The sequence below is a fragment of the Coriobacteriaceae bacterium genome, assembly GCA_025992705.1.
Taxonomy (GTDB): domain Bacteria; phylum Actinomycetota; class Coriobacteriia; order Coriobacteriales; family QAMH01; genus QAMH01.
On record DAJPGJ010000001.1, the window covers coordinates 1,057,012 to 1,074,967 of the forward strand.

15 protein-coding genes are annotated in these 17,956 nt (G+C 58.5%); 12 read left to right on the forward strand and 3 right to left on the reverse strand.

What is annotated here, in order from left to right:
* Positions 1–16: 16 nt before the first annotated feature.
* The 9 genes from alaS (at position 17) to OIM11_04835 (ending at position 11,805) form a co-directional block, all read left to right on the forward strand.
* The gene (gene alaS, locus OIM11_04795; GenBank protein ID HJJ00448.1) at positions 17–2,662 is read left to right on the forward strand and encodes an alanine--tRNA ligase; all 2,646 of its coding nucleotides are present in this window, start codon (positions 17–19) and stop codon (positions 2,660–2,662) included.
* Between the two features lie 8 nt (positions 2,663–2,670).
* Positions 2,671–3,102, forward strand: a complete 432-nt coding sequence (gene ruvX, locus OIM11_04800) for a Holliday junction resolvase RuvX (protein ID HJJ00449.1) — start codon at positions 2,671–2,673, stop codon at positions 3,100–3,102.
* On the forward strand, positions 3,099–4,181 hold the full coding sequence (gene mltG, locus OIM11_04805) for an endolytic transglycosylase MltG (GenBank protein ID HJJ00450.1): 1,083 nt from the start codon (positions 3,099–3,101) through the stop codon (positions 4,179–4,181). The genes ruvX and mltG overlap by 4 nt, the downstream gene beginning before the upstream one ends.
* A 12-nt stretch (positions 4,182–4,193) precedes the next feature.
* A complete protein-coding gene (locus OIM11_04810) occupies positions 4,194–4,688 on the forward strand; it encodes a YqeG family HAD IIIA-type phosphatase (protein HJJ00451.1) in 495 nt (164 codons plus the stop codon).
* On the forward strand, positions 4,685–5,569 hold the full coding sequence (locus OIM11_04815) for a hypothetical protein (GenBank protein ID HJJ00452.1): 885 nt from the start codon (positions 4,685–4,687) through the stop codon (positions 5,567–5,569). Before OIM11_04810 ends, OIM11_04815 begins: the two co-directional genes overlap by 4 nt.
* A gap of 65 nt (positions 5,570–5,634) precedes the next feature.
* Complete coding sequence (ligA, locus tag OIM11_04820) at positions 5,635–7,818, forward strand: NAD-dependent DNA ligase LigA (protein ID HJJ00453.1); 2,184 nt, start codon at positions 5,635–5,637, stop codon at positions 7,816–7,818.
* Between the two features lie 1,020 nt (positions 7,819–8,838).
* Positions 8,839–10,692: a BspA family leucine-rich repeat surface protein gene (locus tag OIM11_04825; protein ID HJJ00454.1), complete on the forward strand. Its 1,854-nt coding sequence runs from the start codon at positions 8,839–8,841 to the stop codon at positions 10,690–10,692.
* 106 nt (positions 10,693–10,798) lie between these two features.
* Positions 10,799–11,272: a helix-turn-helix domain-containing protein gene (locus OIM11_04830; protein HJJ00455.1), complete on the forward strand. Its 474-nt coding sequence runs from the start codon at positions 10,799–10,801 to the stop codon at positions 11,270–11,272.
* Entirely contained in the window at positions 11,269–11,805 is a 537-nt protein-coding gene (locus tag OIM11_04835; protein ID HJJ00456.1) for a hypothetical protein, read from the forward strand. Before OIM11_04830 ends, OIM11_04835 begins: the two co-directional genes overlap by 4 nt.
* 715 nt (positions 11,806–12,520) lie before the next feature.
* Here OIM11_04835 and OIM11_04840 read toward each other — a convergent pair.
* Positions 12,521–12,868: a hypothetical protein gene (locus tag OIM11_04840; protein HJJ00457.1), complete on the reverse strand. Its 348-nt coding sequence runs from the start codon at positions 12,866–12,868 to the stop codon at positions 12,521–12,523.
* A gap of 553 nt (positions 12,869–13,421) precedes the next feature.
* Here OIM11_04840 and OIM11_04845 point away from each other — a divergent pair.
* Together OIM11_04845 and OIM11_04850 are read left to right on the forward strand one after the other, a co-directional pair.
* On the forward strand, positions 13,422–14,426 hold the full coding sequence (locus tag OIM11_04845; protein HJJ00458.1) for a hypothetical protein: 1,005 nt from the start codon (positions 13,422–13,424) through the stop codon (positions 14,424–14,426).
* Between the two features lie 173 nt (positions 14,427–14,599).
* Entirely contained in the window at positions 14,600–15,550 is a 951-nt protein-coding gene (locus OIM11_04850; protein ID HJJ00459.1) for a zinc ribbon domain-containing protein, read from the forward strand.
* 50 nt (positions 15,551–15,600) lie between these two features.
* Here OIM11_04850 and OIM11_04855 read toward each other — a convergent pair whose 3' ends face one another.
* Both OIM11_04855 and OIM11_04860 read right to left on the reverse strand, forming a co-directional pair.
* Positions 15,601–15,873, reverse strand: coding sequence for a helix-turn-helix domain-containing protein (locus OIM11_04855; GenBank protein HJJ00460.1), 273 nt, complete (start codon positions 15,871–15,873; stop codon positions 15,601–15,603).
* Entirely contained in the window at positions 15,860–16,222 is a 363-nt protein-coding gene (locus tag OIM11_04860; protein ID HJJ00461.1) for a type II toxin-antitoxin system RelE/ParE family toxin, read from the reverse strand. The genes OIM11_04855 and OIM11_04860 overlap by 14 nt, the downstream gene beginning before the upstream one ends.
* Positions 16,223–16,522: 300 nt before the next feature.
* On the opposite strand from OIM11_04860, the gene OIM11_04865 reads away from it, so the two are divergent.
* Positions 16,523–17,938 carry a hypothetical protein gene (locus tag OIM11_04865; GenBank protein ID HJJ00462.1) on the forward strand — a complete coding sequence of 472 codons (1,416 nt, stop codon included), beginning with the start codon at positions 16,523–16,525 and terminating at the stop codon, positions 17,936–17,938.
* The last annotated feature ends 18 nt before the right edge of the window (positions 17,939–17,956 follow it).

Here is a 17,956-nt window from a genome sequence, read left to right on the forward strand (position 1 = left end):
ACAAGCAAGGAGCATCATGGCGTCCAAACCCATCACGTCCGCAGAGATTCGCGAGGCATATCTGAATTTCTTCGAGGAAAAAGGCTGCCAACGCTGGCCATCATCCTCGCTCATCCCCGATGACCCATCCTTGCTGCTCACCGTTGCGGGCATGGTGCAGTTCAAGCCCTACTTCCTGCAGCAAAAGCACCTCGATCCCCGCTACGTGGGCACGACCACCGCACAGAAGTGCGTGCGCACCAATGACATCGACATCATTGGCACGGATGGCCGTCATCTCTCGTTCTTCGAGATGCTCGGCAACTTCAGCTTCGGCGCATACTTCAAGAAGGAAATGTGCGCCTGGGCCTATGAGTTCTCCGTCGACGTGCTCGGTCTCGACCCCGATCGCATCTATGTCACGATCTACGAGGAGGACGAGGAGACCGCCGACATCTGGCAGGAGGTTGGCGTCCCGGCGGACCACATCTCGCGCCTCGGCGCCGACGATAACTTCTGGGTTGCCGGCCCCACCGGCCCCTGCGGTCCGTGCTCCGAGCTCTACTATGACCAAGGCGAGGACGTTGGCTGCGGCAGCCCGGATTGCAAGCCCGGCTGCGATTGCGATCGCTTCCTCGAGTATTGGAACCTCGTCTTTACGCAGTTTGACCGCCAGGAAGACGGCACGATGATTCCGCTCGAGAAGAAGAACATCGATACGGGCCTCGGCCTCGAGCGCATGGCCGCCATCATGCAGGGCGTGAGCTCCAACTTCGACACCGACATCCTCCATGGCCTCATCGAGGTAGGAGAGCGCCTGAGCGGCCGTCACTATGGCGATGACGAGCTCACGGATCTCTCGTTGCGCATCATGGCCGATCATTCCCGCGCCATCGTCTTCATGATCGGCGACGGCATCCTGCCCTCCAACGAGGGACGCGGCTACGTCCTGCGCCGCTTGCTGCGCCGCGCCGTGCGCCATGGCCGTCTCATCGGCATCGAAGGCCCCTTCCTCAAGAGCTTCCTCGACGCCATCTGCACGGAGATGGGCGCGGTATACCCGGAGATCATCGAGAACAAGGCCCTCATCGAGAAGGTGCTGCTCTCCGAGGAGGAGCGCTTCAATCGCACGATCGATACGGGCATGCATTACCTCGAGGAGACCATCGAGGATATGGACGAGGGTGACGTGCTCGATGGCGTCGCCGCCTTCACGTTGCACGATACCTATGGTTTCCCCGTCGAGCTCACCGCCGAGATTTGCCTCGAGCACGGAATTAGCGTCGATATGGAGGGCTTCGAGCGCGAGATGACCGCCCAGCGCGAGCGTGCGCGTGCGGCGCGCAATGACGAGGCCTGGAATGGTTTCGGCGACATCTTCACGCACATCCTTGACGTGCACGGGCCGAGCGAGTTCGTGGGCTACAAGGATGACGAGTGCGACGCACGCATCGTCGACATCATCGTCGATGGCTCGATTGTCGATGAGGCCAACGAGGGCGACGAGGTCGCCATCGTGCTCGACAAGACGCCGTTCTATGGCGAGATGGGTGGCCAGGTGGGAGACACCGGCACCATCACGAGCGAGCTTGGCACCATCGTCATCGATGACACGAAGCGCCCGGAGGAGGGTCTGCCCGTCCACTACGGCACGGTCACGTCGGGCTCCATGCACAAGGACGACGTCGTGCACGCCGCCATCGACAAGCGCCGTCGCGCGCTCATCGCCCGCAACCACACGGCGACGCACATCTTGCAGCGTGCGCTCACCGAGGTGCTCGGCGAGCATGTCAAGCAGGCCGGTTCGCTCGTCGCACCTGACAGGCTACGCTTCGACTTCACGCATTTCGAGCCCATGACGCACGAGCAGATCCTCGAGGTCGAGCGCATCTGCAACAACATCATCATGTCCGACCTGCCCGTATACGCCTACGAGACCTCGCTTACCGCCGCGCGCGAGGCAGGCGTCCTTGCGCTCTTCGGCGAGAAGTACGGCGAGTTCGTTCGCGTCATCGAGACGGGCACCTTCTCCAAGGAGCTCTGCGGCGGAACGCACGTGGGCAACACGAGCGAGATCGGCCTGTTCAAGATTACGCAGGAGACCTCGATTGGCGCCAACACGCGCCGTCTCGAAGCCGTGACGAGCATCAAGGCCTACGAGTACATGTCGCGCATGGAGGAGGAGCTGCGCGAGACCGCGCGCTTCCTCAAGGTGCCGCCCCTCGATGTCTCCGAGCGCGTCGCGAAGATGCAGACGCAGCTCGACGAGCTCGAGGGCATGCGCAAACGTCGCATGAAGGCGGCTGCCGAGGGCAGCGTCACCGATTTCGTCAAGGCCGCGGCTCAGGTCGATGGCTACAAGCTCATCGTTGCCGATTTGGGCGAGTCCGTTGTCCAGGGCATGCGCGAGATGTGGGACATCGTCAAACAACGTGCTGGCGGTGAGCCCTTTGCCGTCGTGCTCTTCGCGCGCAATCCCGAGGGCGGAAACCCGCTCATGTTGGCTGCCGGTACGCAGGATGCCGTCGATGCCGGCTTCAACGCCAAGGACGTTATCGCAAACGTCGCGCCGCTCATCGGTGGCGGTGGCGGCGGCAAGCCCGCGATGGCCCAGGCAGGCGGAAAGAACGCCGAGGGCATACCGGCGGCTATCGAGAAGGCGAAGGAGCTCTTCGGCATCTAGCCGTACGTATGCGAGTCTTGGGGCTTGACATAGGGGAGAAGCGTATCGGCGTTGCCGTTGCCGATACGACGACGGGCCTTGCCATGCCGCTGCGGGTCATGAATGCCCAAGAGGTGATTGACAACGCGCAACCCTGGCGCATGCTCGTGCAGGATAACGAGCCGGACTTGCTCGTCTGCGGTCTTCCCAAGACCATGCGGGGGGCTACGGGCCAGCAAGCGACGCGTATTCGAGAGCTTGCCGAGCGCATCGCGCAAAGCTGCGGCGTGCCGCTCGAGTTTGCCGACGAGCGCCTGAGCAGTGCGGAGGCAAAGCGCGTGCTTTGTGCGCAAGGGCTTTCCGAGCGCGAGATGCGCGGCAAGATCGACAGCGTGGCTGCCTCGCTCTTTCTCGAGACCTGGCTTGCCGCGAATAGTGAGTACAAGATGGAGGAACGATGACCCAGGGTCAGCATTATGCACCGTCAAACTACACGGAGAAGCGCAAGGGAAAGTCGCGCAAGCGCGGACTCATCATCGGCCTGATCGTAGTCATTGTCCTCGCTATCATCGCCTGCTTCTTTGCCTACCAGAACTTCTTTGGCGACAAGACGGGCGAGGTGAAGCAGGGTGAGGAAATCACGGTCGTGATTCCCGCCGGCTCCTCGACCGACAAGATCGCCTCGATACTCGTCGATGATGGCGTCATCGGCTCTGCGAACGCCTTCACGAATCGCGTCAAGCAGCTCAACCAGGCTGCGAGCCTGCAATCGGGCTCCTACGTGATGATCGGCGGCGATGACCTCGACAACATCATCAAGATGCTTGCCAATGGCCAGACGGGCAGACAGCTTGTCATCCCCGAGGGCTTCAACCTGCGCCAGATTGCCGATAAGGTCGAATCGACCTGCGGCATAGACGCCGAGGACTTCTACGCGCAGACGCAGAAGGCTTCCGACTACGTTGCCGATTATCCCTTCCTCGAAGGCGTGTACAACAACTCGATGGAGGGTTTCCTGTATCCGGACACCTATCGCGTCGACCCTTCGGCCACGGCTGACGATATCATCCGCATGATGCTCGACCAGTTTGCCGCGCAGATCGCCACCGTTGACATGAGCTACGCCGCCTCGAAGAACCTCACGCTCTACGACGTGGTGACGCTTGCCTCCATGGTCGAGAAGGAATACCAGGCCGAAAGCGACAAGGCCCCCATCGCCGCCGTCTTCTACAATCGCCTGCGTGATGGCATCACCTTGGGCAGTGACGTGACCACCTATTACGCCGTGGGCAAGGACATGACCGAGGAACTCACGGCTGCCGACTTGGCAAGCGACAGTCCCTACAACACGCGCAACCCAAGCCACTTTGGCTTGCCCGCGGGCCCCATATGCAACCCCTCCGTGTCGACCATCCAGGCCGCGGCAAGTCCCGCCGACGTGGATTACCTGTACTTCTTCTTCTCCAATAGGGAGGGGAAGACGATGTTCTTCAACAACGATGCCGATTTCAACGCCGCCTGGGCGCAGTACGGTGACTAGGCGATGCTGGGCATGAGGCCAGATGCGTATTACGTGTCCGTGCTCGACATCGAGCCGAACGCGCTTGTCGAGCACGGGTATCGCGCGGTGCTGCTCGACCTCGACAATACCTTGCAGCCGCGCGGCACATCCGAGCTCTCGCCCGAGGTCATCGCCTGGGTGCGGTCGCTCAAGGATGTCGGTCTTGGCGTGGCACTCGTCTCCAACAGCGTGCGCAAGCGCACGCTCGAGGCGGCACGTACGCTCGACATTCCCCTCGTGCGCAACGCGAAGAAGCCCTTTGCGCGTGGTTACGTGCAGGCTTGCGCGATGCTTGGCGTCGCCTGCGATCAGGCCGTCATGATCGGTGACCAATCGTATACGGATGTCCTGGGGGCGCATCGCGTGGGGATGGACGCCATTCTCGTCGTCCCGCAATCCGGGGCAGATCCGCTGCACACGCATTTTCTGCGCATGCTCGACCGTAGGGCCGTGCATGGCATGCGAGCCATCGGGAGCGCTTCATGAGTCCCGAGTTCGTTCTCATCGGCGATCCCGTTGCCCATTCGCTTTCTCCGGCAATGCACAACGCGCTGTACCAGGAACTCGGCAAGGTGAAGTGGCCCTTCTCGCGTTGGCACTATAGCGCGGTGCGCTGCGAGAACGCGCAAGATGCACGCGAGCAGATCAACCTCGTGCGTACCGGGCGTTACCGGGGCATGAACATCACGATGCCCTGGAAGAAGCTTGCCTTCGATAACGCCGACTTCGCCGATGCCGCCGTCGTCGCGGCAGGTGGCGCAAATGTGCTCGTGCGCGACGAGGACCTCAAACTATGCGCGTACAATACCGATGGCCTTGGCGCCGTGCGTGCCATCGAACGCATGACGGACAAACCGCTCGCGGATGCCCGCGTGCTCATATGCGGTACGGGCCCGACGTCCCTTGCCATTGCCACCGCGTCCGCGCAGGCGGGTGCTGCCGAGGTCACGCTTCTCTCACGCGACGAGGCAAAGGCGCTGTCCTGCGTGAACCGCATGAGGACGAACGTTGACCCGTCCGAGGCAGCCGTTCTGCATGGAAGGGACTACTCGCATGTCGAGGGACTCATCCCGCAGGTCGATGTCATCGTCGACGCGACACCGCGCGGCATGGCTCCGGACGACGAGGCCATCGTCGATACGGGCCTGCTGCACGAAGGTCAGGTCGTTCTCGATACCGTGTACGGCCATGGCGAAACGGCGCTTCTTGCCGGTGCCGAGCGTCAGGGTGCAACTTGCATGGATGGTTTGGAGATGCTTGTCGAGCAGGCGGCACTCTCGGTGGAGATATGGGCCGATGCCATGGCGCTCCCCGTCGAGGTCGATCGCGATATCATGCGCCATGCGGCCCTGCATGCCATTGCATGACACAGGTCCCTGGTACGCTAGTCTATAGATGAGTTTGATGGTTTCACGAGGAAGGCGAATGTGAAATGGCCGCAGAGGATGCCCCTTCGCAAGACAATCTCTTCGATTTGATAAACGATACGCCTGCCGACGCACCGGCAGATGCCGTCGAACGCGTCAACGAGCTGCGCGCGACGCTGCAGAGGGCCCGCGACCAGTACTACCTCGAGGATGCCCCCGAGCTTCCCGACGCGGTCTACGATTCGCTCAATCGCGAGCTTGCCGAGCTCGAGGGGCGCTACCCACAGCTGAAGACGGCCGATTCGCCCACCCAAACCGTCGGCGGCGGCGTGGCCGAGCAGTTCACGCCGGCCGAGCATCAGCACCGCATGTACTCGCTCGATGATGCGATGGACCTGGACGAGCTCGACGAATGGCTGCGCCGCACGCGCGAGGCAGTGGGCCATAGCCTGTCCTATTGCTGCGAGCTCAAGATCGATGGCTCCTCCATCGCGCTCACCTACGAGCGCGGCACGCTCGTGCGAGCCGCCACCCGTGGCGATGGCAGCGTGGGCGAGAACGTGACGGCAAACATCATGCAGGTCAAGGACGTTCCCAAGCATCTTTCCATCGAGAGCGGCGCCATGGGCTTCTCCCAACCCATCGAGGTGCGCGGCGAGGTCTACATGCCCCGTTCCTCCTTCGAGCGTCTCAACGACGCCATCAGCCTCGAGAACGACGAGATCATGCTCTACAACGCCGAGATCGATGCCGGTGAGCGCACGGGACGAAAGCTCGCGCTTAAGAAGAGCTTCGCCAACTGCCGCAATGCCGCGGCGGGCTCGCTGCGCCAGAAGGATTCGACCATCACGGCCGAGCGCGACCTGGCCACCTTCATCTACGCCATCGCCGAGACCACGCAGCTTGGTGTGGAAAGCCAACACGAGTTCCTGGAATGGCTGCGCACGGCGGGCTTCACGGTCAATCCCAACATCCGCGTCGTGGACAGCGAGGCCGCGGTGCACGAGTTCTGCAAGAACGCCCTGGAGCATCGCGGCGACCTCGACTACGACATCGATGGCGTCGTCGTGAAGGTCGATGACTTCGCCATCCAGGCCGAGCTCGGCTTTACCGCCAAGGCACCGCGCTGGGCCATCGCCTTCAAGTTTCCGCCCGAGGAGAAGACCACCATCCTGCGCAACGTTGCCGTGCAGGTGGGACGCACCGGCGTGCTCACGCCCGTGGCGGAGTTCGATCCCACGACGGTGGACGGCTCGGTCGTCTCGCGTGCGACGCTGCACAACTACGACGAGCTCGCTCGCAAGGACGTGCGCATCGGCGACACCATCATCATCCACAAGGCCGGAGACGTCATCCCCGAGGTCGTCGGGGCGGTCATGGATTTGCGTCCGCCCGATGCCCAGGTGCCGCCAGTTCCGAGCGTATGTCCGAGTTGCGGCTCGCCCGTGTTTCGCGACGGGGCCTTCCTGCGCTGCGACAGCACCGAATGCCCGGCTCAGCTGCAGACGCGTCTGGAACACTGGGTATCTCGTGGGGCCATGGACATCGACGGCCTGGGCACCAAGATCATCGAGAATCTCATCGCGACCGGCCTGCTCAAGGATGTCGTGGACTTCTACAAGCTCGACGTCGACACCCTTGCCGACGTCGCCACAGGCGAGGAGAAGAAGGACGGCTCTCCGCGTGTCTTTGGCCAGAAGAACGCCACCAAGGCGATCGAGCAGATCGAGGCATCCAAGCAGCGTCCCTTCGAGAACCTGCTCTTCGCCATCGGCATTCGCAATATCGGCAAGACGACGGCCGAGGCCCTGGCCAAGGCGTTCAAGACGATGGACGCCCTCATGGATGCGAGCGAGCCGCAGCTATGCCAGGTAGATGGCATTGGCGAGGTGGTGGCCGAGGGCATCCGCGAGTTCTTCGACACGCAAGACAATCGCGACCTCATCGAGCGCTTGCGCGAGGTGGGCCTGCAGATGGCCATCGACGAAAGCGATGCCAAGCCCCAGACGCTTGCCGGTTTCACCTTCGTACTCACCGGCTCGCTCGAGCGCTACGATCGCACGACGGCCGAGGAGCTGCTGCGCGAGTACGGCGCCAAGACGAGCGGCAGCGTGAGCAAGAAGACCTCGTACGTGGTGGCTGGTCCCGGTGCGGGCAGCAAGCTGCGCAAAGCCGAGGAGCTGGGGATTCCCGTGCTCGACGAGGACGCGCTCGTGCAGATCATCGACACGGGCGAGGTCCCGGCGTAGGACTGTCATTTCGAGCGAAGCCGCCGAAGGCGGCAAAGTCGAGAAATCTCACCACCCTCATGCCTAAATTACTTCCCGTACGCTCCGTTTTCATTCCGAAATCGGTCCGGTTTTGTTCAGGTTCTCGGGGTGGTTCGCTCGGTTCGTCCTGCTGCATAATCGCAAGCTAGCAAAATGCACGTATGGCCTATCCGTTGACGGTAAGGTGTGCATGTGCAGGGTGGCGGGCTAAGTAACACCCCGGTTTGGGGGTGATGCCTATGGTTACCTGGATGGAACTGTTGACATTCTGCCTGGTCGTCATCGCGGCAAAATCGCTCTACAAAGCGAAATAGCCGCCCCTAGCTAAAGGATCGGCTATCTCACGTGCCAAAAACACTTGGGGATTAGCCAAACCGCGGCAACGGTGGCCACCCTGTACAGCCCATCTTACCATCGGCAATAGGGTGCGTCCACCTGTTGTACAGACGTCTGCGGGTCTTTCTCTTGTGCTCGTGGGGTTGTCCTCGAGAAGAATGCATTTTCGGGACGCTCGCCTCGTCTCTTGGAGCGATTGTGACGTGGGTGTGCATGTGGCCTCATGTTTGTAGCCTTCCGTGCGCAGAATCCGCCAACCTCTAGGGCTCGCTGTCTCCGCATGCGCAGAATTCAGGAATGCCTAGCCTTCGCACGTCTCTGGTCCTAGACATTCGCTAAAAATGCGCTGGCTGACTGTATTCGCGATTCCCCGATCCTAGACTTTCGCCATTTTTGCGATGCTCTGGTGTCATGCCCTCTGCCGAGTGTCATTTCGAGCAGTGGCAAGGGCCTCTCTGTCATTTCGAGCGGAGCCGCCGAAGGCGGCGAAGTCGAGAAATCTCACCCTCACCATCTCCCGTCCTTCATGCCCTCTGCCGGGGTGTTGCACGCGCTGGCGACAAAACTGAGACAGGGCCATTGCAACTAACCGAGAAGAAGGTAGCGTTCATGATACCTTTGACGACTTGCCCAAAATGGATCATGGTTTCCTGGAGGTGCTTCATGCGTAAGGGCAATGGCATCTTAATCACCCTTCTCACGCTCGCGTTGACGATGGCGCTGTGCCCGGGAGTTGCACTTGCCATCCCGCAGAACAATGACTCGCCGTTGACGGCGCAGTCGCAGTTGCCGCCTGATGGCAGCTGGGGTACGTGCGCCTGGCACATCGACGATGCGGGTACTCTCACCGTGAATCCGGGTGAGGGCTTCGAGACGGTCGGCGAGTCTCCCTGGCAGGGATACGAGGCAGTCGTGAAGCGCATCGTCTTCGTCAAGAATGCGGAAGGCGAAATGGTCACCGCTCCTGTCGAATGCGGTGCGCTCTTTGCGGGCTTCGGATTGCTCGAGTCTGTCGATTTCTCGGGATTCGACACCTCGCAGGTAATGTACATGGACAAGATGTTCTCCGGTTGCTCGTCGCTCGCCGCCTTGGACCTCTCCGCTTTTGATACCTCGCAGGTGAGAAGAATGGACAGGATGTTCTCCGGATGTTCGTCGCTTGCCACCCTGAACCTTGCGGGACTTGACACGTCGAACGTGACGGACATGGGAAACATGTTCAGGAGCTGTACGTCACTAGTCTCACTTGACCTTTCTGGTATCAAGACCTCCCAGGTGACGAACATGGGCGAGATGTTTTCCGGCTGCTCGTCGCTCGCTTCCCTCGACCTGTCCGGTTTCGACACTTCCATGGTGACGGACATGAACTACATGTTCTACAACTGCTCGTCACTCAGCTCTCTCGATATTTCGGGGTTCGACACATCCAGGCTGGTGAACAGCTCTCTGATGTTTGAGGGCTGCGGGAAGCTCGCGTATGTCAGCATGTCATCGAAGGCAACGAACATCAGCTTGCCACGCATCGAAGTGAACGGCCATGCGGACTGGTTCTCCGTGGCTGAGAGAAAGTGGTTCACGGTCAGCGAGATCGAGTCGTCGCGACGTGGCATTGCGGATACATACGCGAAGGAAGAGATTGACATATCCCTTGATAGGCTGGCCATCGAGTTGAGCCAGAGGGAGTTTACGTACGATGGAACCGAGAAGAGGCCCTCTGTCACGGTCAAGCATGGTGATAGGACGCTTGTCGAGGGCAGGGACTACTCGATTACCTATCCCGAAAGCGCGATCAACGTCGGAACCTATAGCGTGACCGTGACTGGTATGGGAGCCTACTCGGGCACGAGGGACCTCTCGTTCGAGATAACGCCAGCTCCCGAGAAACCCGATGACCCCAAGCCTGTGGATCCGGACAATCCATCTCAGCCGTCGGACCCTGACGAACCATCGGATTCCGATGAGCCATCCAATCCCACGGTTCCCGATGATCCTTCAGCGCCAGATGATCCGGACGCCACCGATAAGCCGGGTGCTACCGACCCCGAGCCAGACGATGCCGACAAGCCGGGCACGAGCGACCCCGAGTCCATGGCCACCCAGGTGATGTACCGCGCCTACAACCCCAACTCCGGCGAGCACTTCTACACGGCGCACTATGACGAGGTGGAGAGCATCGTGGCCGCCGGCTGGCAGTACGAGGGCGAGGCCTGGACGGCACCGGTCACGTCCACCGTACCGGTCTATCGCCTGTACTCGGGTACCGATCATCACTACACCACCTCCGTCATCGAGCGGGATCACCTCATATCCGTGGGCTGGTCCGACGAGGGGATCGGCTGGTATTCCGACGACAACGAGGGAGTCGGGCTTCACCGCCTGTTCAACCCCAACGTGGATCCCTCGGCGCCCACCAACAACTCCGGAAGTCACCACTACACCACGAGCGAGGTCGAGCGAGACCACCTCGTCTCCATCGGCTGGCAGTACGAGGACTTCGGCTGGTACGGGGTGAGGTAGTCTTTGTAATCAGTTGCATCGCTATTTGTTCAACAATTTGTGTTTACGATTGTAAACTCCCCTCTTCTCGTTTATCATCATAAACAAATGGCGGAAGGTTAAATTGATGAACAAACAGGGGCTTCTAAGCGCTCGGCAAGCAGCGGCAATGCTAGGCGTGTCCAAAGTGTATGTGTGCCGGCTTTTCTCCAAGGGCATCATCCGCGCAGAAAAGGTCGACACCGATTGGATTGCAAAGGCAAAGGATATTCGGCGGTATCTCGACGAGAGGGCAGGCGTTCCGGTTTACTACCGCAATACGGACGGTTGGGAGTTCGGTGATTTCTACTTCCTGTACCGTGTTATCGACAAGATGGTGAACGATCGTCGAGGAAGGTATAACGACGAGCTCGCCACGATAGAGCCCAAGAAACTCAGCGAAGCGGCTGCCGCGATATTGAAGGCGGAAAAGGCGTACGAGAAGTTTCCGAATCTGGACGATATAAAGGAGCAGAGACCCCTATCTCCGCCTCTGATCCTCTCGGCCTATCCTAGCCTCGGGGCTTTTCCCTCGTTCGAAGAGATGGGTGTCATCCTATGATTCGAGAATTGAACACGGACGAGCTGTTGAGTCTCATTAAGGAGCTCGACGAAGAGATTGACGAGCCAATCGTTATTCGCGCGGTTGGCGGTTTCGCCCTCGCCTGGAGGGGTGTGAGGACAGAGGGTCTGACGGCAGACATTGATTCGGTAACTGATGATTACTCTCCATCCGTCTCTGCAGCAATAGCTGCTATTGGCGAGAGGCATGGATTAGACCAGTGGTGGCTCAACAATGATGCAGCGGCCGATGATGCTGATTTTCTTATCGAGTCAATGGGACTGAAGTGGGAGACCATTGAAATTGGATTCAAGAACATAACTCTATGCATTGCAGATAATGATTCATTGCTGATGCTCAAGTTATCAGCGATTGAAGACAGTGCGCTTTCAGGTCGGACGCGCGATCTTGATGATGCAATACGTCTTTTGAAGACGGCTGGGTTTGATAAGCCTACGTTCAAGAAGAAGTTCGCTTACTTGCGCGAGGAGCTACCTTACGCATTCGAATTGATTGTAAGGGCTGTTTGGTAAGACGCCCCTTGCACGCCCTTTGTCGATGTATTGCGCTCATCTGCGACTTTGCCGCTTCTTCGGGCTCTCGAATGGCTATTGGCTACGAGCCCAGGCGGTTCATGACATTGAGGTCGCCGAACATGAGCTCGCCGAGGAGCTCGCGAAGATCACTCCACTGTACAGCGTCGCGTAAACGCAGCGGCAACTTATAACAATCTTTTTGCCACACATCTCGCCGATGTATTGTGCTCACCTGCGATAAACACCCCTCATAACCATTGAAAATAGTCGGGGGGGGGGGGGGGTAGTTTTCTTAGCATCTTTGATGGACGGCTCAGGAAGGGCTGTGGCTCCGGAGGTGCTTCATGCGTAGACGCAATAGGATTCTAGCCGCTCTTCTTTCGCTCTCACTTGTAATCGGTCTGTGCCCGGGACTGGCGCTTGCCGCATCAGGTGACAGGAACGGCACCTGGGGGACCTGCAACATATCTTTTACTGCGGAAACAGGGACGTTAAGGGTAAGTTCAGGGAGAGGGGAAGAGTTTGATTCCAGAAATCCGAAATCCCCATGGTCTGTATTTGCCAGCTCAGTGGAACGCGCTGTTTTCTTCTATGACGTTGAATTACCCTATAACATATGCTTTCTTTTTAATGAATTTACTAACCTCAAATCTATCAGTTTATCTTCTATAGATAAAAGGTACAAACAAGTCAAATATATGCGCAGAACTTTTTATGGTTGCTCTTCGCTTGAGTCTCTTGATCTCTCTGACTTTTGCACCGCATATTTAGGTACCGTATATTTACTTAGCTTGGATGAAACCTTTGCTGGCTGTTCATCACTAACCTCTTTAGACCTCTCCAGCTTCGTTACCTCTAAACTGCAAGGCATGTCTGAGACTTTTTCCGGCTGCTCTTCACTTACGTCTCTTAATCTCTCAAATTTCGTTACTCCCATGGTGACAGATATGACGGGGCTCTTTTCTGGCTGCTCCTCACTTGAATCTCTTGATATTTCGGGCTTCGATACTTCTTCAGTGACGAGCATGACGGGTATGTTCGACGGCTGCGAAAAACTCACGACGGTTTCTCTGGGCAATGGGTTCTCTTTCAAGGGCGCCGGAAATGATGTTCAGACCGCTTTTCCGGAAGGCAACTGGTTCTCCGCAAGGGATTGTCAGGTTTATACCTCTCAGCAAATTGCAGAAAACCGAAATAATATGGCGGATACGTATACGAAGGTTCCAGATGCATCACCTTTAATTACACGAGGTGATGGTACCGTGTGGATTGCAGGTAGCGCTTCGGGAGTAACTTTTGCGTCCGATGCCGATTTTGTTTTCTTCTCTGGTGTGCAAATTGATGGTGTGGACCTCGAAGAATCCGACTATGTTGCTAGTGAAGGTTCGACTGTCGTCGAGCTTAAGCCTGAATGCCTGGAAAGTCTCACCGCAGGGGAGCATAAGATTGGTATCGTTTCTGCGAACGGGATAGCAGAGGCGACCTTCACGATTACGAAGTCGCTCGAATCTACCGCGGAGCTGAACCTCACTCAAAAAAAATTTGTCTACGATGGGACTCAGAAGAGACCGGCAATCACGGTCAAGGCCGGTGATGAGGTACTGAGGGAGGGCGTGGACTACATCGTCACGTACCCTGTCTCCTCTAGCGTAGTCGGCACCTATACCGTGACCATCACCGGCAAGGGCAACTACACTGACACGAAGAACACTTCCTACGAGATCGCCCCCGCCGCCATCACGGATGTCGCGCTGGACGCGACCAAGTTCACCTGCGACGGCGTGGAGAAAAGGCCGCCGGCCACCGTCAAGGCGGGGGAGGTGACGCTGCGGGAAGGCGTGGACTACATCGTAACGTACCCTGCCTCTTCTAGCGCGGTCGGCACCTACGCGGTTACCGTCACCGGTAAGAACAACTACACCGGCACGAAGCAAGCGACGTTCGAGATCGTCGAGACATCGAAGCCGACACCTGACGAGCCAAAACCAGACAATCCCGGCAGCGTTGATCCAAAACCCGATGACCCTAGCACGCATCCGGACAATCCTGGCACCACTGATCCTGGCCCTGGCAATCCAGGCACACAACCCGAAGGTCCTGATATCGCGGACCCGCAGCCGGATAATCCAGGCGCGATCGACCCGACGCCCGACGATGGCAACAAGCCCGGTGCATCCGACCCCGAACCTGTCGCCAACCAGATGATGTACCGCGCCTACAACCCCAACTCCGGCGAGCACTTCTACACCGCCAGCTACGGAGAGATCGAGGCCATCGTGGCTGCCGGCTGGCAGTACGAGGGCGAGGCCTGGACCGCGCCGGCAACCTCGGCGACGCCGGTCTACCGCCTGTATTCGGGCACCGATCACCACTACACCACGAGCGCCTACGAGCGAAACGAGCTCCTAAAGGTGGGCTGGTCCGACGAGGGCATCGGCTGGTATTCCGACGAAGCAATGGGTGTGGGTCTGCACCGCCTGTTCAACCCCAACGTGGACCCGAACGCGCCCAGGAACAACTCCGGCTCACATCACTACACCACTTCTGACGAGGAGCGCGACCACCTCGTCTCCATCGGCTGGCGTTACGAGGACTACGGCTGGTACGGGGTGAGGTAAGAGAAGCTTTGTCCATTAGGGCGTAGCTATCGACGATGTGAAGCGCTGGGATTAGAGATCGCTTGCCTTCTGTCGATAAAACCCGGCAAGTTTGAAAAGCTAGATGAGCCAGAGGCCTTTCCTGTTTACAATGTTCGTATCACGAGGATGCGCTTTTCGCCTAGGGAGGGCCCATGGCTCAGAACAAGTTCTGCACGCAATGTGGTTCGCCACTGGGACCGGAGGATAGGTTCTGCACCGAATGCGGTACAAGCTGCGTTGACGATGACAAGGTCTCAGGTCCATACGATGCATCCGCGCGTCCATCTGAATCTGCCAATCCAGTCGAGACGCCTTCCTCTGTAGAGGAGCCTGAAGCTCTGGCGGTCGAGCCAGAGCCAGAGCCAGAGCCAGAGCCAGAGCCAGAGCCAGAGCCAGAGCCAGAGCCAGAGCCAGAGCCAGAGCCAGAGCCAGAGCCAGAGCCAGAGCCAGAGCCAGAGCCAGAGCCAGAGCCAGAGCCAGAGCCAGAGCCAGAGCCAGAGCCAGAGCCAGAGCCAGAGCCAGAGCCAGAGCCAGAGCCAGAGCCAGAGCCAGAGCCAGAGCCAGAGCCAGAGCCAGAGCCAGAGCCAGAGCCAGAGCCAGAGCCAGAGCCAGACAAGAAGCCCGTCTCTAAGCCAAAGACAGCGAGCTCGCGCTCAGGATCGAAGTCTGCTGCAAAACCGAAGGCGAAGCCCAACAAGGTAAAACCCGCTACGGCATCCAAGCCCAAGGTCGCGCGAGGGTCTGCATCCAGGGCAACATCGGGCCCGGATAGCAAAGGCTCAGTGGTGTACGGAGCACGGGATGGGGTGCCGGTCTTGCGATATCCCGCGTCGGGCTCCGGTGGCAAATACGCCGCTTCCGCTGCGGCTGAACAGCCGATATCAAGCACACTGGAAGATTCGGAATCAGCAGAAGTCTCGAACGGGCTTCGAAAGGGACCCCTCGTTCTCATCATCGCACTCGTTATCGTCATCATTGCGCTGACCATCGCTGCGGTTGTGTCAATCTGGAGCCCCAAACCAAGTGTCGCTGATACTGCGGTGTCCGTGGTTCAACAACAGGTCAAGACCTCTGGGGACATGGCGCCGCGCATGGGTTCATAAGAGGTGCATGGACCAAGCTTGCCGGGCTCGGTTTCAGAGGCCAAGTACGATTAAACGAACTCAACTTTGAGGCGTTTGCCCATTCCCTGAGCAAGGCGATGAAGAGTCCCAAGGGTGGGATTCGTATCGCCCGTTTCTATGCGACTTATAGCGTTCTGCTTCATGCCTGTTTTTCGGGCGAGGTCAGCTTGCGTCATGCCACAGTTTTGTCGAGCATCAATGAGGGCAAGTCTGAAATTATATTCGTCTTCGCTATCCGCCCAGGCCTGTGCAAATTCAGAATCCTTGAGCTGCTTATCGATATATTCATCAAGAGTTGTCATTTTCAGCTTTCCTTTGTGCATAGTAATCCGCCCTATACTGTTTCGCTCGCTCTATTTCTTGTCGAGGCGTTTTGCGCGTCTTTTTGATAAAGCCGTGTGTAATGACGATGACCCGATGCTCTGCGTAAAAGAAGAGGGCCCTCTCTATATCGCTGCCAAACGAGGTCCGCAACTCGAATATGCCATCGCCTAGGTCGTCTGTTTCCGGATATCTGAGCAAGTTTCCCTTCTCTTGCAGTAAAGACATATTTCTCAACACCTTGGCGCGCATTCTGGAAGGCAGCATGTCCAGGTGCGTGATTGCTGGCTCGTCGCCGTTTGGTTTCTTGTAAAAGACAATCTTGAACATGATCGGCACTCCCTGAGTATATCACAAATATGTTATGTAACTGTGTAACGATGAGACGGAAGCATGGGGTTAACAAGAGAGCTGAGAACGGAAATTCAAAGGCGACACTTCATCATCTGGAATCAGAGTAAGCGATTTGAGGAAAGAATTCATCTCCTATTTTGCTCCGAAATCGCTCCTTATTTGCTCTGAGCTCACCCCGAAATCGTTCAGATTCTCGGGGTGGTTCGCTCGGTTCGTCCTGACGCACAATCGTAAGGCCTGGCATGGGGCCGGCGCGATGCGCGAAGGATGGCGAACGTGATGAAGACACATGTGCATATGGATACGCGGGGTGGGAGTCGCCTGCTCATGGCGTTGCTTGCTTTTGCGTTGCTCGCGTACGCGATGTCGGCTGGTGCGGGAATGGAGATGGTCTGGGGTGACGAGTCCGTTGGAGAGCCCATCGCAAGCGATGCTTCGTACAACGAAGCAGCTGGCTTGGATGATGCGCCAAGCGACGATGAGGACAATCGGGAAGCGCTCGAGCCCCGCGACAACTCGGAGCCCGAAGAGTCGAATGAAGAGGAGCGGCGCATGCTTGAGGGGCTGTCCTCCCTTCGAGCGGGGCTTGATGCTGCACGCACGCAGCTCGTGTCAGGGCGGACTGCCTTCGATGATGCTCGCGCCGCGTTCGCGCGAAGCACATGTGCGCAGGAGACTCTCATGCGTTCTGATAAGGATGCACAGGAACGCGTTGCCGGGCTCGAAAATGCGCGCCATAGAGCGCTCGTGCTCCTCAAGCTCGTTCAAGATGAGCTGATGCAAAGCGATGAATACACCACGCATGCACTCATGACAGGATCATTCACCTTGCGTGACGTCACGCTTCGGCACGATATGCTCGAGCGTCTCATGATCGCCGAGGGTGAGCAGATGCGCAGGTTGATATGCGACCAAAAGCGCTTGCGCGCAGCCATCATGTTAGACGCCGCATGCGCCCACCATGTACGGCAAGAGCTGCGTGCCTCGGTTCAGTCGATCAACGAACTGGCCTACAAGGTCGAGGAGGGGTGCGCACGCCTGAGACAGTGCGTGAAGGAGGTCGAGCATTCGATCGAGGGAGGAAGCGATAGCGTCCCGGCGCTTGTCGAGGCGAAAGATGCCATGCGCTCCGCAATCCGCGACGCCCTCTCTTTGCTTGCCGATGCAGAACAGGATGTTGGCTCATGGTATGACGAGCTCGATGCGCGGGCAGGTGCTCAGGGCGCTCTCTCGTTTGGCGAGGGCCTCGACTTTGCGCTTGACGAGGATGCATTCATCGAGATCTGGGGCGTTGCGATAGACGAGTATTTCGCAGATCGCGCTCGAACGGCTGGGGCGATGCCCCTGCAAGGTCACGGGCGCGAGATGGCGGCATCGGCCTATCTCCACAAGGTCGATCCGCGTCTGTGTGCGGCAATTAGCGTTGCCGAGTCCGGTGGTGGACAATCTTGCATCAGACCCTACAACGCCTGGGGGTGGGGTGCAGCCGATAGCGATCCATACGGCCTTGCTGCAGAGTGGTCATCCTTCACGGAGGCGATTGGGGCATGGCATGAGGGTATGGTGACGTCGACAAGCGGGCTCGCGTCGGCAAAGACCGTAAGCGGTCTGGGTGGCATCTACTGCTCATCGCCTGCTTGGGGCGTCACGGTTATCGAGGAGATGAGGCGCATCAGCGAATATGCACGCTAAGGGAATGGGCCCGCCTGT

Excerpts from the sequence above, each read along its gene's own strand:
- alaS (HJJ00448.1), top strand. The coding sequence starts at position 17 with ATGGCGTCCAAACCCATCACGTCCGCAGAGATTCGCGAGGCATATCTG.
- ruvX (HJJ00449.1), top strand. The coding sequence starts at position 2,671 with ATGCGAGTCTTGGGGCTTGACATAGGGGAGAAGCGTATCGGCGTTGCC.
- mltG (HJJ00450.1), top strand. The coding sequence starts at position 3,099 with ATGACCCAGGGTCAGCATTATGCACCGTCAAACTACACGGAGAAGCGC.
- OIM11_04810 (HJJ00451.1), top strand. The coding sequence starts at position 4,194 with ATGAGGCCAGATGCGTATTACGTGTCCGTGCTCGACATCGAGCCGAAC.
- OIM11_04815 (HJJ00452.1), top strand. The coding sequence starts at position 4,685 with ATGAGTCCCGAGTTCGTTCTCATCGGCGATCCCGTTGCCCATTCGCTT.
- ligA (HJJ00453.1), top strand. The coding sequence starts at position 5,635 with ATGGCCGCAGAGGATGCCCCTTCGCAAGACAATCTCTTCGATTTGATA.
- OIM11_04825 (HJJ00454.1), top strand. The coding sequence starts at position 8,839 with ATGCGTAAGGGCAATGGCATCTTAATCACCCTTCTCACGCTCGCGTTG.
- OIM11_04830 (HJJ00455.1), top strand. The coding sequence starts at position 10,799 with ATGAACAAACAGGGGCTTCTAAGCGCTCGGCAAGCAGCGGCAATGCTA.
- OIM11_04835 (HJJ00456.1), top strand. The coding sequence starts at position 11,269 with ATGATTCGAGAATTGAACACGGACGAGCTGTTGAGTCTCATTAAGGAG.
- OIM11_04850 (HJJ00459.1), top strand. The coding sequence starts at position 14,600 with ATGGCTCAGAACAAGTTCTGCACGCAATGTGGTTCGCCACTGGGACCG.
- OIM11_04855 (HJJ00460.1), bottom strand. The coding sequence starts at position 15,873 with ATGACAACTCTTGATGAATATATCGATAAGCAGCTCAAGGATTCTGAA.
- OIM11_04860 (HJJ00461.1), bottom strand. The coding sequence starts at position 16,222 with ATGTTCAAGATTGTCTTTTACAAGAAACCAAACGGCGACGAGCCAGCA.